The sequence below is a fragment of the Candidatus Zixiibacteriota bacterium genome (assembly GCA_021159005.1).
Classification (GTDB): domain Bacteria; phylum Zixibacteria; class MSB-5A5; order UBA10806; family 4484-95; genus JAGGSN01.
On the sequence record JAGGSN010000148.1, the window covers coordinates 21,659 to 36,312 of the forward strand.

Annotated in this window: 10 protein-coding genes; 6 read left to right on the forward strand and 4 right to left on the reverse strand. The window is 40.8% G+C overall.

Annotated features, from left to right (window positions below; translation table 11 throughout):
* The first annotated feature begins 188 nt into the window (after window positions 1–188).
* From J7K40_09900 to J7K40_09925, 6 genes are all read left to right on the forward strand, one after another.
* Window positions 189–3,761 (forward strand): right-handed parallel beta-helix repeat-containing protein, encoded by a 3,573-nt coding sequence (locus tag J7K40_09900; GenBank protein ID MCD6162710.1) that lies wholly within the window; start codon window positions 189–191, stop codon window positions 3,759–3,761.
* A gap of 1,144 nt (window positions 3,762–4,905) precedes the next feature.
* Window positions 4,906–6,762 carry a hypothetical protein gene (locus J7K40_09905; protein ID MCD6162711.1) on the forward strand — a complete coding sequence of 619 codons (1,857 nt, stop codon included), beginning with the start codon at window positions 4,906–4,908 and terminating at the stop codon, window positions 6,760–6,762.
* Window positions 6,763–6,772: 10 nt separating this feature from the next.
* Window positions 6,773–8,668, forward strand: coding sequence for a hypothetical protein (locus tag J7K40_09910; GenBank protein ID MCD6162712.1), 1,896 nt, complete (start codon window positions 6,773–6,775; stop codon window positions 8,666–8,668).
* Window position 8,669: 1 nt separating this feature from the next.
* Complete coding sequence (mutM, locus tag J7K40_09915; protein ID MCD6162713.1) at window positions 8,670–9,482, forward strand: bifunctional DNA-formamidopyrimidine glycosylase/DNA-(apurinic or apyrimidinic site) lyase; 813 nt, start codon at window positions 8,670–8,672, stop codon at window positions 9,480–9,482.
* Window positions 9,470–10,399, forward strand: coding sequence for a patatin-like phospholipase family protein (locus J7K40_09920; protein ID MCD6162714.1), 930 nt, complete (start codon window positions 9,470–9,472; stop codon window positions 10,397–10,399). Before mutM ends, J7K40_09920 begins: the two co-directional genes overlap by 13 nt.
* 195 nt (window positions 10,400–10,594) lie before the next feature.
* The gene (locus tag J7K40_09925) at window positions 10,595–11,788 is read left to right on the forward strand and encodes an iron-containing alcohol dehydrogenase (GenBank protein ID MCD6162715.1); all 1,194 of its coding nucleotides are present in this window, start codon (window positions 10,595–10,597) and stop codon (window positions 11,786–11,788) included.
* A 47-nt stretch (window positions 11,789–11,835) separates the two neighbouring features.
* On the opposite strand, the gene J7K40_09930 is transcribed toward J7K40_09925, so the two are convergent.
* From J7K40_09930 to J7K40_09945, 4 genes are all read right to left on the reverse strand, one after another.
* Window positions 11,836–12,837 (reverse strand): NAD(P)-dependent oxidoreductase, encoded by a 1,002-nt coding sequence (locus tag J7K40_09930; protein ID MCD6162716.1) that lies wholly within the window; start codon window positions 12,835–12,837, stop codon window positions 11,836–11,838.
* A gap of 8 nt (window positions 12,838–12,845) precedes the next feature.
* The gene (locus J7K40_09935; protein MCD6162717.1) at window positions 12,846–13,643 is read right to left on the reverse strand and encodes a DUF1189 family protein; all 798 of its coding nucleotides are present in this window, start codon (window positions 13,641–13,643) and stop codon (window positions 12,846–12,848) included.
* 34 nt (window positions 13,644–13,677) lie between these two features.
* Window positions 13,678–13,935 carry a hypothetical protein gene (locus J7K40_09940; GenBank protein MCD6162718.1) on the reverse strand — a complete coding sequence of 86 codons (258 nt, stop codon included), beginning with the start codon at window positions 13,933–13,935 and terminating at the stop codon, window positions 13,678–13,680.
* A gap of 97 nt (window positions 13,936–14,032) precedes the next feature.
* Window positions 14,033–14,413, reverse strand: coding sequence for a DUF3795 domain-containing protein (locus J7K40_09945; protein MCD6162719.1), 381 nt, complete (start codon window positions 14,411–14,413; stop codon window positions 14,033–14,035).
* Window positions 14,414–14,654 lie beyond the last annotated feature (241 nt).

Here is a 14,654-nt window from a genome sequence, read left to right on the forward strand (position 1 = left end):
AAATACTATACAATATTCAAATATTTAACAAATATAATGATGTTTGTGTAAAAATATGATTGTATAACAGCTTTAATTAAAGTAAGTTAGAAACAAATGAATGGATTGTTAATTGTTGGTTCAAATATTGTATTTAATGACGATATGAATAAAGTAATAGTGTTTAAATTAGAAAACGAGGTGAATTTATGTTTAAAAAAATAGCTGTTAGCGTACTACTAACATTAATAATGATATCTTATTCACAGGCGACGACTTATTATGTGAACGCTACAAACGGCAGCAATAGCAATAATGGTTTATCTCCGGGTAATGCATTTTTAACTTCGGGCAAAATTTGCTCTACGGTTGTAGCAGGAGATACTGCTTATTATCTTAATGGAACATTTGACGAACGGTGGTTAGCTTACGATGGTAGATATGCCTGTCTCTTTCCTGTTAATAACGGTGTTAGTCATAATAGCAATATTGTGTTCTATGTACATCCAGAATCCACAGTAGTCGTTAAGGGTGACACAACTACAGGTAATGAAGGATGGGGAGTATTATTATCGACACGGCAATATATAGTTATTAATGGATTTGAGGTTTGCTATAGCTATCCGGCTGGCATCGGTGGTTGGTCGCAAAACTATAATAGAATAAAAAATTGCCATGTTCACCATAATCGAGCTGCGAATAATGATAATGGTGGTGGTATATATATAGGTTATGACGCTTCTTCATATTGCGTTGTTGAGAGTTGCATTATTGACAGTAATTATTCAAATTTAGCTGTTGATGTAAATTTTAGCGGCATCCATACTTATAGAACCTATGCTTGCACACTTAAATATAATACTATATTCAGTCATCGCCCATACGGAAACGGGATTAGATTGAAGCGGGAAGATTCCTTGAACGTCATTTATGGTAATATCATTTATGACAATGATGTTGGTATGGGTGTTGGCTCTGGTTCAAGAGCTAATAGATTTCATCACAATCTTATTTACAAATGCAATGATGGCTTCAGAGTATGGCTTTCTGGAGACATTCCTCATTCTGATAGCAATATGGTTTACAACAATACATTTGATAGTTGTGCTGTTACTGGTATTCATTTGTATGACCACTCAGTCATTCACAGTGAATATGACAGTATATTTAATAATATATTTTCAAACATAGACTATGACAATAATAGTACCGAAGAGGGCATTCATTGGCGACAAAACCTTGATGGAGAATCGACATATAACGGTTTATATTCGGATTATAATTGTGTATATAATGCCAATAATAGTTATTTTGGGAGCATATATGGTGGCAATAATGCAGGGACGTATACGTTAAATAATTGGACATCAACTTTTAGTATAGATGTTAACTCAATTTGTCAAAGCCCGCTATATGAACCGGGCAACCATACCTATATCTTATCCGATTCCTCCCCCTGCCGAACAACCGGGCGCGGGGGTGCCTACCCAACCTATATGGGGGCTATCGATCCCGAAGCCGAACCACCCGACCCGCCGGCAACACCAACACTTGCCAGCCCAGCCAATGGCGCTACCAATCTGAGCCAGCCGGTTGTCCTCAATTGGAATAATGTCGCTACCGCCACTTATTATCATGTGCAGATTGACAACAATTCCGATTTTGGCAGTCCTGAAATAGATAATGGCTCAGCAACAAGTTCGCAATACAATGCCTCCGGATTAGAAGGCAGCACTCGGTATTATTGGAGAGTGCAAGCCGGCAACTCAGGCGGTACAAGCTCCTGGAGTTCTTCCAGATATTTCACCACTGCGGCACCCGATGAAGACGACCCAGTAATTTCAAATGTTAATTCCGGCAATATCACCTCAAATTCAGCAGCTATAACATGGACAACCGATGAACCGGCAACCTCTCAGATTGATTATGGATTTACCTCCAGCTACGGTTTAAGCACAACCGTGGATCCATCCCTAATAACTAACCATGAAGTCATCCTAACAGGCTTACAGCGTGATAACGATTACCATTTTCGAGTTAGATCTGCGGATGCATCCGACAATGAAGCAGTTAGCGGTGATTATACTTTCCATACCGATACTTCTACAGTAGTAGAAAACATAGCGCCAGCGTCAGACGTTACTGTAAGCAGCACCTACAGCGGCTACTCATCAATCCGTATAAACGATGGAGTTATCAACCCCCGCGGCGGAACCCCAACAACCTGGGCCTCTACGGAAAGCTCAAGTTCGCCGCATTGGATAGAGTTCGATTTCGGCAGCAATAAATCCTTAGAAAGCATTTCGATAAACTGGGCATGGAATGATTACCGAAGCGAATTTATGACCTCTCAGCAATACTATATTCAACGCTGGAACGGTTCTGACTATACAACATTCAATCAGGTTGACAACAGCAGCGCCGACAGTGTAACCACAACCGATGTTTCAGGATTGACTACCTCAAGATTGAGGATTTATCAGCCTGCCAATATGGGTTCGCCGAATTATTCATCTGTTATCTGGCTGACTGAGGTGGAGATATATGGCTCGGACGCCGAATCCGATACTATCCCGCCAGCGCCAATTGACGACCTTAACGCTATACCGGGCGAAAATCATGGTGATATTATCCTGACCTGGACGGCTCCCAGCGATGGCGATATTGCGGCTTACTTATATGAAATCAAATACTCCATCGATCCAATATCGGAATCGAACTGGGAATCAGCCATCTCTGTTTCGGATGCTCCTGCTCCCCAATCTTCCGGAACCAACTCAACTTTTGTAATGGAAGATCTTGAGGAGGGACAACCCTATTATGTTGGCATCAAATCATATGATGGTTCGGGGAATGCCTCAGACCTGTCAAATACTCCGGATACTTTTGCCTGCGGCATCATGCCGCCCTCTCAGCTAAGCACTGAGGTTGATTCAACTAACGGTTCGGTTGTGTTAACCTCATCATGTGTCGAATCATACAGATCGGTATCATATAAATTTACGCTCGATTCATTAAGCGATTTTCCCAGCCCCAAAATCGGACTCGGTTTTGGGGCTGGAGATGATACAATTACCATGGTTACATTCAACGAACTATCTTCTGACATTAATTATTTTTGGCGCTGCTGCGCTTATTCTGCCGCCAGTCCTATTGATAGCTTAGACGCTGATTCGAGCGGCTGGTCGCCTACTATAAATTTTAACTTGATAAGCGGCGCCTTCGAAGCCTTAACCGAATCAAACTGCTTATATCCTGCCGAGGGGGATGTTGTTCATGCCAGTCAACCGGTATTCAGTATCAGAAATGCTACCGGAATTGAAATCATATATTTCCAGATTGCCGATAACGACCAATTCGATACTTTTGTAGAAGAATCAGGTCCGGTGCAGAAAGTGTCCGGCTCGGATATTACTACCTGGAAACTTTCAGAGTCGCTTGAACAGGGAGAAACATACTATTGGCGAATAAGTCCCGATAACATATTATGGGCACAATCATTGAGTTTCAGCACACTATTTGATATTCATCCATACCCTAATCCGTTTCGCCCCTCTGATGGCCATACAGCCATTACTTTCACAAACCTCCCGCAAAACAGCAATATTATAATCGCTACTATATCAGGGGAAATAGTTATGACAGGAAACGATATAGGTCCGGATGACTGGGTATGGGATGCAAGAAACAGCGGCGGGGACAACCTTGCCTCCGGCGTTTACTTATATATGGTAGATTTCCCCTCAGGTTCTACCAACGGCAAGGTAATCGTTATTCGCTAATCAATAGCGCTATTATTTTTTTAAACTTCAAATTTCATCACTACTGTCCGGTCTTTTCAATTGAATTCTTCAATAATATATAGTAAAGCGAAGCTTTCTTGAATTATAATCTAATGGCCGACAAGATGTTGGACGACTTCGATAAAAATTGGCATTTCATCTTATATTTTATTGAATATTTCGAGATAAGATTTGAGAAATTGATTCTAATTCGATGATTATCCATTTACGTCATTCCCCCGCCGCGGCAGGAGAATCCAGGAATCCGCCAGCGGCGGACGGAACTGTTCGTTAACTCAAAGGTGGATAACAAGAATACCATGCCCTGTATCCGCAGACAGGCGGGCGCCGGCAGGCAGGAAGTGTCGGCATGACCAATCTCTGGACTCCCGTTTTCACGGGAGTGACGTTGATTATAATGTTCTGCAAAAGGCCGGACAGTAGTGAAATTTCATACAACTCGAATTATCCCGGGTTTTGCAGTAGAGCTGCAAATAAATTAAAATATTATTCGGAATTATATTGAACGCTTAGCAATAAAAACACACCCCTAAATCCCTTCTCAAGAGGGGACTTTAAAAACAAATATCCTCAAGCAAAAGCGTTTTACCCTAAGTCTCCAGCAGCGGCGAGAGACTTTCAAATTGAATAATCATATAGCGTGTTAGCGCGGCTTTATTCCCCCCCTTGAAAGGGATTAGGGTGGTTGGTGTACACTCCGTGCGCCAACATTTTATTATTCCCCTCTTGAGAGGGACCAGGGGTGTGTTTACGTTAGCAAAACAATAAAACAGTTATCTAATATTTCACTTTTCTGTAAGGATATTTTTTCGCAGATGTGTAATGATATCGATTTATGGCAATGCTCTATATAATAATCACTGCCATTATAAAATTCCAACCTGCCTGCCGGCGGACATGGCTGCAAAATATGGGTTCATATGTATCATTAAATCGATTCATTGCAATGTCTTATATAATAGCTGCTGCTATAATAAAATTCCTCAGCAAAATCTGGAATTAATTTTAGTTGCAAATAAGCGGTTATTATTTAATAATATAACGATAGTATAAAAACATAGGATTTTCTAATCGAAGCAAGTAATGACAGGCTGTCTTTTCTAATAATTGAATGAGATATTAAATGAATTATCAAAAAGCGAAAGGCTTATATTATCTTCTTTTTTGTGTTATCATATTTATATTTTATATACCAAACTGTTTTGCTGACGATACTTCACTTGTCGAATGTTTATACGATTCGGTTTTCCTTGATATAAAATCAGACTATACGGCTGAAACGATTATTAAGCAAAAACTTAAGTTCAACCGGCCGGGCAGCGTTAGATACTCATCAATCAGCGAATCGGTGAATCGCTATGTCGAGTTTTCTATAATTGACATTAGATATATTTTCCCTGACAGTCAGACAATAATCATTAAAGATAACGACATTGAAACGGTCTCTGATTTTGGCTCCGGTTTTTATTCTAACAGCAAGACAAAGATTATTCATCTGCCGTCAACAAGAACCGGAGCGATTGCTGTAATCTCATATAAATTGAAATATAAAAGCCTTCTTTACCTGCCCCAGTTTTTTAGACAGAAAGATATGCCCACCTATAACTCTTATCTTGAGGTGAAATCAAAGACGCCTTATAAATACTTCCTCTCCGGGAATGATTTTAATGTAAATGAAAACGACTCTCGATTAGTTTTATCTGCCGAAATGATTCCCGCTTATGTTTCCGAGCTTCACATGCCGCCAGTTGATTCTTACCGGGTGGTAATCAGGCCTGATATAATCGCCTATGATGACAATCAATACAGTTTCCAAAGCTGGGGAGATGTAGCTACATTTTACAACAATCTATCGGATGGAAAGATGATTCCCAATAATGAGATAACAGTTCTGGCGCAGAGATTATGCAAGGATGCGTTTAATTATACCGATTCTATAAAAGCTCTTTTTGATTTTGTTCGGGATAATATCAGATATGTTTCGGTCGAAATAGGCCGCGGCGAGTTTAGGCCGCTTCCAGCCGCTGATGTCTATCGCAAGAGATACGGCGATTGTAAGGACAAATCAGCGCTGCTAATTGCTCTGTTGTCGGCTGTAGGAATCAAAGCCAATCCGGCCCTAATCGCAGCCCGAGATAAACCGGATGTTATAATCAGCCTTCCCTGGCCGGGTTATTTTAATCATGTAATCACCGCCGTAGATTATCAGGGCGATTACCTGTTTTTGGATGCCACTCAACTGACCTGCTGTTATGACCATTTAGCCCCCTCCCTTAGAAACCGAAGAGCTTTAGTTTGCGGGACGGAGTCTTTTTTAGATTTCACTTTGACCTCTCCCTGCGATCCCGGCAATCAATTAGATTTTACGCTGGTTTATAAAATTACCCCCAACGGGGATTTCCGCTGCGATGTCGATTTAAAACTTCAGAAAGATCCGGCATTCATTTACTACTCAATAAATCACGATAAAGCTTTAGATGGAATACTTTACACATTTATGAGCGGCGGCTCTGCCAGATTAAGGTCGTCCGGTTTTCAGGTTGAACAAATAGAGCCGGATTGCATCGAGGTTTCCGGTCATTTTTTCGGAGAACTGCCAAAAACCCAGCGAAGCAATAGACTGTTTGTTAATACGTTATCACCTTTTTACGATTATCTTAAATCATATTTTAATACTAAAACTCGGATTAATCCTTATTTGTTCGATTTCAACTTCAATATCAATGAAATAATCAGAATTGAGCTTTCGGATGCTTTCAAAGCAAACACAGATTCAATGGTTTTGGCTTTCAATGAACGCAGCCTGCAAGCAAATTTGTCATTAATAAGCGATGAAACAGGGTGTGTAATAAATAAGAATTTCAAGCTCCTCGATTATACGCTTTCGGCTGAAAGATATAACAGGTTTTTCGAATTTCTCTTGATTGCATCGCAAATTCCTTATAATTCTATAGAAATAATGCCGATGGACGCCAAATAGGAGGTGGAATTTGCGGCGCCGAATATTCCTTAGCCTGATTATTATCCTGTTGCAATCTCCCGCTATTATTAGTCAGAGCTTGCCAAGTTTGCTCAAAATGCTGGCTCTTTATCCGGGTAAGGAAGCAGTCTATTTAAGCATCAACGACAGCACGGCTGTTGATTTTCAAAAAGATATTTATATCTACAAGCGTTTTTTCCGTTCATTGGCTATGGTATTGCGTAAAGGTGAGGGCGGTATCTCGACTGCTGCGACTCCGGCTGTTTCAAACGATGATAAAATTGAAGTCAGCGCTTACACTATTTCCCCGGAGGGCGACACGATAAATATATCCTATGAGGAAATGACATTTGTTGAACTATATGGCGGCAAGCAAAGATATATTATTTCATATCCGGATGCCAGAGCCGGGGCATTATTTATTTTAGAATGGACCATAGAATCCACCGAACCGGTATTCTCCGGCAGACGCTTTTTAGGACGGTCATATCCGGCAGCTTCAAACCGCACGGTTATTAGCGCACCTGCTGACTGGGTGTTCAATTTCCTTATTCAGCCGAACTGTCTCTATAACCAGGAAAAATCGAGGAATTATGTACGAGGCGGGGAAATGTGGGTTAATTATATCTGGGAGGCGAGATCATTGCCAGGGATTCAATTCGAACCTGACAGCCCGCCTTTGTCACAATATATACCCTGCCTTTATTATGCTTTTTCTCATGATAGGCGCTGGCCTGATTTTAAAAGAGATAGAATTGACTGGCAATTGATAGCCCGGTCATACGGCAATCACCTCGAATCAGTCGGTCAACCAGGCAAGATGGTGAAAAGCGAAGTTGATTTGCAGATTAGCGGCATATCCGACAAACGTGAAAAACTGAGCAAAATTACAAATTTCATTACTACAAATTTCAAGGCTGTATATTCGGATATTGACATTTCCGATTCTCCCGGCGACTTGCTCAATAGGGGATATGGTTCTCAGGCAGAGGCGGCTTTGTTATTGGGTGCGTTTTTGAAAGCCGTTCATATCTCTTGTGATTTTATCCTCATATCCACACGGGATAATGGCAACGTACTTAAAACATTGCCTGCCCTTTTTTATTTCAATCGCCTCTTGATAACCGCTTATATCAATTCGGATACAATCTGGATTGATCCATTCTACCAAGGTGCGCCGGCTGGCGTTTTGCCGCTTGAGGACCAGGCTGTTGAGGGCTTGAAGGTCGGCGATAATTTCAAGGATTTTATCACCACGCCAGTATCCGATTATAGAGAAAACGGCCATGCTGTCCATCTGAAAATTTCTTTCGATGATAAAGGCGGGTTAACTGCCGATGGTGTCGAATTGTTTTCCGGCTCGCTGAATATAGAGGAAAAATATATATTACAAAACCTTCCGTCTCAGGAAAGATTTGAACGCTGGTCAAAATTAACATTGAGTGGAATTCCCGGTTCATCGTTTAATGAACTTGAGTTTTCGGATTTTTATTCGGATATTAACCCTTTTCGGATAACTTATAAACTTTCAGCGCAGAATTATATTCAGCCTGATGATATGTTTTTATATATTCCTTTAGATATTCTTGGCCGCTGGAAATTTACTAAAAAATATGAAAACCGGCAATTGCCCATTGAACTCGGACGGCCTCATTTGGAACAGGAAAGAATAACGATTGAAATACCGGCAGGATTTAAAGTGGATTATCTTCCCGAAAATTTCACGTTAAGCAGTTATCTCGGAGAGATATTCTCAGTAGTGGCAGTTACCGCCAATACAATTACAATAACCCGCGGTTTAAGTATTAAATTTTTCAGGCTAAAAGCCAGCGAGGCAGGCAGTCTTAACGGCTTCTACAACACGGCTATGGACCAAGCGGCTAAATATATTGTACTCAGGAGATAAAATGCCAGAATTGCCAGAGGTTGAGACAATAGTTAACGATATATCATCAGCTTTAATCGGACAGGTTGTTAAAAACGCAAAGTTTTTGAATACTGCTATACGCGAAAAATGCAATCAGTATTCAGTCAAAGTTTTAAAAGGGAAAGAATTGAAAAGCATTTCTCGCAGCGGGAAGAATATCATATTTATATTTACGGGCGATATTGCGATAGTATGTCATCTTAAAATGACCGGTAAGTTGATAGTGGATTCGGAAATATCGTTAGCCAACAAACATCGTCATTTTTTTATCGAATTTGCGAAGTCTCGGCTTGATTATTATGATGTCAGGAAATTCGGAAGAATTTGCATTATTGGCACTTCCAATCTGGCGAATCATCCTAGACTAATGAAACTTGGCCCTGAACCATTCGAGATTTCAGCAAAGCATTTTGCCAATATCGCTAAAAAAAGGAATAAACCAATCAAACTGGTTCTACTTGATCAGGAGATAGTTGCCGGCTTGGGTAATATTTATACTGATGAATCCTTATTCAATGCCGGAATCAGACCATCTGTTAAAGCTTCCAAGATTTCAATAATCAGACTTATTCGGCTTCATGAATCAATAATAAGAGTTTTGGATTTTGCTATAAGTAAAAGAGGAACATCTGTCGATGACTATCTTGACGGCTTTGGTCAAAAGGGAAATTTCCAAAGCCTGCTTAAAATATATGGTAAAACCGGCCAAACATGTCCAAACTGCGGATTGCAGTTTAGACGGATTGTACTTGGAGGGCGATCTACTCACTATTGTCCGAAATGTCAGAAGTAAGAAATAAATATAGATTAGGGCTGGCGCTTGGCGGCGGCGGCGCGCGCGGCTTAGCACATGTTGGCGTGCTTAAAGTGCTCGAAAGGGAAGGCATCAGACCCGATTTAATAGTCGGCACCTCGATGGGGGCGATTATCGGGGCGATGTATTCCCAGTATGAAGATATCGGGATTGTTGAATCTAATATTCTTAACTACCTCGACCAATTTCTCAATAAAAAACAATGGATCAGGCTGATTAATTCTACTAGCAAAAAGGATAAAAATACAGTTTTCTCCGAGCTTACCAACTATGTCCATCGCCGATTGATCGGATTAAAGGCACTAACAAGAATATCACTGGAAACTAAGGAAACTCTATTTGAACCATTGAAGGATATCCTTAAAAACAACAATATAGAGGATAATAAAATCCCTTTCGCGGCTGTCTGTTTAGACCTGGTTAACGGCAAACCGGTTGTTATAACAAACGGCCCAATCATCAAAGCTGTTTATGCCTCATCAGCAATAGAGGGGGTGTTTCCGCCATTGGAATATAACGGCGGTCTGCTGGCCGATGGCGGCCCATCAAATATTACGCCGATTGAGGTAGCAATGAATCTTGGCGCTAAGCGGGTTGCTGCTGTCGATGTGCATCAGGATGTCAGCAAAGTTGAGAACTTTTCAAACGGCCTCGAGATTATTATGAGGGCTGATAATATCGGCTTGGAACGTCTTACCAAAATGGAAATTGCTATGGCTGATGTTGTCATCACTCCTAATGTGAGAAAAATCCACTGGTCGCATTTCAATCGTGCGCGCGATTGTATAAGAATGGGAGAGCTGGCCGCGCAATCGATGCTGCCTGAAATCAAGGTATTGTTATCAAAAACAATATGGTTCTCTAAGGTGATTAACAAGCTTAAATCACTTAAATAATTGCAGCTGTGTTGTCAAACTATTATATCCGGCTTACCGGGCATTTATTTTTTCAAGATAATCCTTCCCGACGATTATCTCTCTTGCCATTTTATTCATAACCTCTTATCTTTACCATAACATTATCGCGAAGGCAGGAAACATCGTCGCGAAGGCAGGAACCCTTTCCTGCCTTCTGTTAACAATGGAGGAGATATGCTAAATTTTGAGTTTATACTTCCTACAAAAATAATATTCGGTCCGGGAGAAATCATCAAGCTTGGCAAAGAGGTTAAAAATATCGGTCGAAAACCTCTGTTGATTACAGGCAAGACCGCCATGCGTAAAACCGGTATTCTCGATAGAGTATTGGATATTCTCGACCGGGTGAATATCAAACCTGTATTGTTTGAAAATATCGAGCCTAATCCGCATGCTAAAACTGTTGATGAAGCCGCCCGAATCGCCCGTGATGAAGGTTGCGATATGGTTATCGGCTTAGGCGGCGGTTCGACTATGGATGCCGCTAAGGGAATTGCGGCTGCAGCCATGTCTAAACGTCCTGTCTGGGACCATATCTATTCCGGCGATGGTGAAACTTATATCCCTATACGCAAGGCTCTGCCGATTGTATGCGTGCCAACTATTGCCGCCACCGGCAGTGAGGCAGACAGCGGCGGGGTAATCACCAATACCGATACAAATGAGAAAACCGGCATATTCGGCAAACCGTTATTCCCAACGCTTTCAATTGTTGACCCCGAACTGACATTCACTTGTCCGAAAGATTATACTATCGACGGCGGCATTGATATTATCACGCATGTTATCGAATCATATTTTACCGGCACCGATACCGCTTATCTTCAGGACAGGTTCTCCGAATCAATCATCCGAACGGTAATTCACTATCTTCCGATGGCAATAGCAAACCCCGAACATCTCGAAGCCCGCTCTCACCTATCGTGGTGTTCGACAGTCGCCCTGTCAGGCATGGTAAATCAGGGGCGCGGCGGAACATTCCCGCTTCACGCCTTAGAGCATGCCGTTTCCGGCCACTATGATATCTCCCATGGCCGAGGACTGGCTTTACTTCTGCCGGCGCTTATGGAATACACAATGCCGGCGCGTCCGCGCAAATTTATTGAGCTGGGTAGAAATATATTCGACATTCAGTTTACTAGCGAATCGGAAGAACATGCCGCCCTCCAAAGCATCGAAGCCATGAAAAGTTTTTTAGCCTCAGTAAACAGACATATTCATTTTTCTGATCTCGACATAGATGATTCGAAGTTTGAGAAAATGGCTGATGATATTATTAAAATTTACGGCAGGGGGAAAAACTATCTCGAGAATCCGCGCCCTATCGATAAGGCAGGGATATTGGAGATTTTCCGGAATTCGTTGTAGGGATATGCCCTACATAGCGCAGCAAATTTGATAGCTTGAGAGTAAACTCACTTACTGTTATAATACAGCGATCTGACATATCGGGCTAAACGCGCCATTCCTTCTTTATAGGTGATGCTTGGCTTGTATCCCAATTCAAATATAGCTTTGGAGATGTCAAACACCTGATCATATTTGCCCATGCGAACAGTATAGCGGGTTATTGGAGGCTCAACCTTGTAGCGCCGAATTTGCGCGTAAGACTCGCATAAATAAGCCGCTATATAAGCAGGAACATAAGGGAAAGACCTTAATTTATAGTCAACCCCAATCAGGTCGATTAAGTCGCTCATAAAGCGGAAAGTGGTAACTTTAGAGCCATCTGTGATGTTGTAGGCTTTCCCTATTGCGTTATCATTTTCCGCGGCCAGCATAATTCCCTGAACCACATTATCGATATGCGACAGGTTCATAAGGTTCACGCCGTTATTAACTACTGCCAGCCGGTTGTTTTTTAACCCTTGTATCAATCTCGGCATGATTGCCCTATCGCCCTGCCCCCAGATATATCCCGGCCTGATAATTGTAGCCGGCAGGTTATGTTTCCGGTAATAATCAAAAGCCATACGGTCGGCGGCTATTTTCGAGCGAGTATAATTATCTATGATTAATTTTTCGTATGGTGCATCCTCATCGGTTCCGCGATGGTTTTGGCCATTGCCATAAACAGCCACCGATGAAATATAAATACTTCTTGGGCAATCCTGCTTAAGACAAGCCTCAAAAAAATTCTTTGTCCCGTTAACATTGATGGTTAGAAAATCATCCCATGAACCGAAATCGGTTGCCAAGGCTGCGCAGTGTATGCCAAGGTCAGCGTTTTTTAACAGTGAGTTGAAACTGTTCTCATCAGATAGTTCGCCATATATTATCTCAACGCCAAGTTCACTTAAAACTGAGGTGTTTGAACTTTGGCGCGCTAAAGCGACAACATCATCGCCTCTATTAATATATGCTTTGGCTAAAGCGCCGCCAAGAAAACCTGTGCCGCCAGTGATTGCTATTTTCATTATTATTGTCAGCCTTTTTTTATTTTGCTTAGACCTTTAGAAATATCAATATTAACGAATGCTCCAATATAAAATATATAAAATAGAATATACAGCAAAATATCCCAAAGAATATATATTTTCGCTATAAATAATACAGTTGAAACTATAAGCTGGAAAAACACTAAGTAAAGTCCGGCCTTGAAACACCCGCTATAGGCTAATCCCATCCGCCTGAATTTAAAGATGATGATAGGCGCAATAATCACTAAAATATAAAACAAGCCGACGGCAAATTTATAAATAAAAAATCCAACTACCGTCGAAATAATTAATCCGCCTGATATATATGACCAATAGCTATGAATTTTTTCGATATCAACAACACCAGAAAAACTATCGGGATAATCAATAGCAGTTTTTTTGCCCATAAGAATGATATAAGCGGTCTCCGGTCCGATAAAAATTGATAGAGATGTATCGCTCGAAATTTCATTATTCAATGAATCTTTACTGATATATTTTTTGTCTATATGGATTGTCCAATCTCTGAAATCTATGGTTTTATGTGTAATGGGCATATTGATAATTCTACCATTGGAGAATTCGACTGTTTCAATATTATCCTTAAAGAACACAACCGATTCTTTATATAACGACGCAACTTTAATATAGACATAAGCTGCCGCAATCAAGCTAAGCACGCATATTGAAATGACATAAAATGCCCACGCCCTTTTTATAGGGCGTTCTAATATCTTATGGTAAAACTTGCCGGCAGTAAGAACTCCATATAAATCTCTATAAAAATTCAGGGCTGCTCCCAGTTATTATTCTTTAAAAGGAATTATATTAATTAACTTATTTCTTATGACGGCGGCGTATTTTCTTGGGACCATCGCCCTTAGAATCAATTACCGAAAGGTCGAAATTAAGCTGAACATCGCCTAATTTGTTTTTGCCTTTTTCGGTAACGACATATTGAGCATTATCCCCTTCGCCTTCTTTTTCAAGCCAACCCTTGTGGACGCAATACTCAAGGTAAGCTGGTCCCAGGTTAAATGCATCCGTCCGGTGTTCAAATTGCATCTGGCTTGTGTTTGATTGTTTTTTTTTCATAATGATATCTTAGTATTTCCGTTATTTTGCATTAAATTGCTCCGGTTTAAACATGCTTCAGTTCATGCGGCAATAAACCGCAAGAATTTCAGCCACTTCATTTTTTCTTTAGCGACATCTCAGAGATAAAAGCCTCAACGCCGATTTTGCTGATTTTATTTAGATTCTGAAGAGCATCCGGATGCTTATTGCAAAAATCATCAATATCGGGACATGGATATTTGTGGCACTGATAGCAGAATTCTACTCCCATATCGCTGGCGCATTTTCTAATTTTACAGCTTTTACCCCAGCAATTTCTGTTTCCTGCTCGGCAGCCCCAGCAATGAATATCCTTAGGGCTGATTTCTTTATCCAGTTCGCGCGCATACTTTTTTGCCAGTTTTTCTTTCTTATTATCGTTAAAAGTCGTACTGGCGAGATAAATCGGACATTGACCGCAATATAACCCGCAATAACCTATCAAAATACCAGGCATTTCTCCTCCTTCAATATGCAAAATATACCACAAAACTATCAGTGTTGACAACCAATTATTACACAAAATCACTACTGTCCGGCTTTTTTATAGAGTTCTTAAAATAATACCCAACAATCGAAGCTTGCTTATTTCATAACCCATAGAGCAGCGGGATGTTGGGCGACTCCGATAAACATCGGCACGTCATCTTTTATTTTGTTAAATATTTATAGATAAGATTTCAGTAATTGATTTTAAT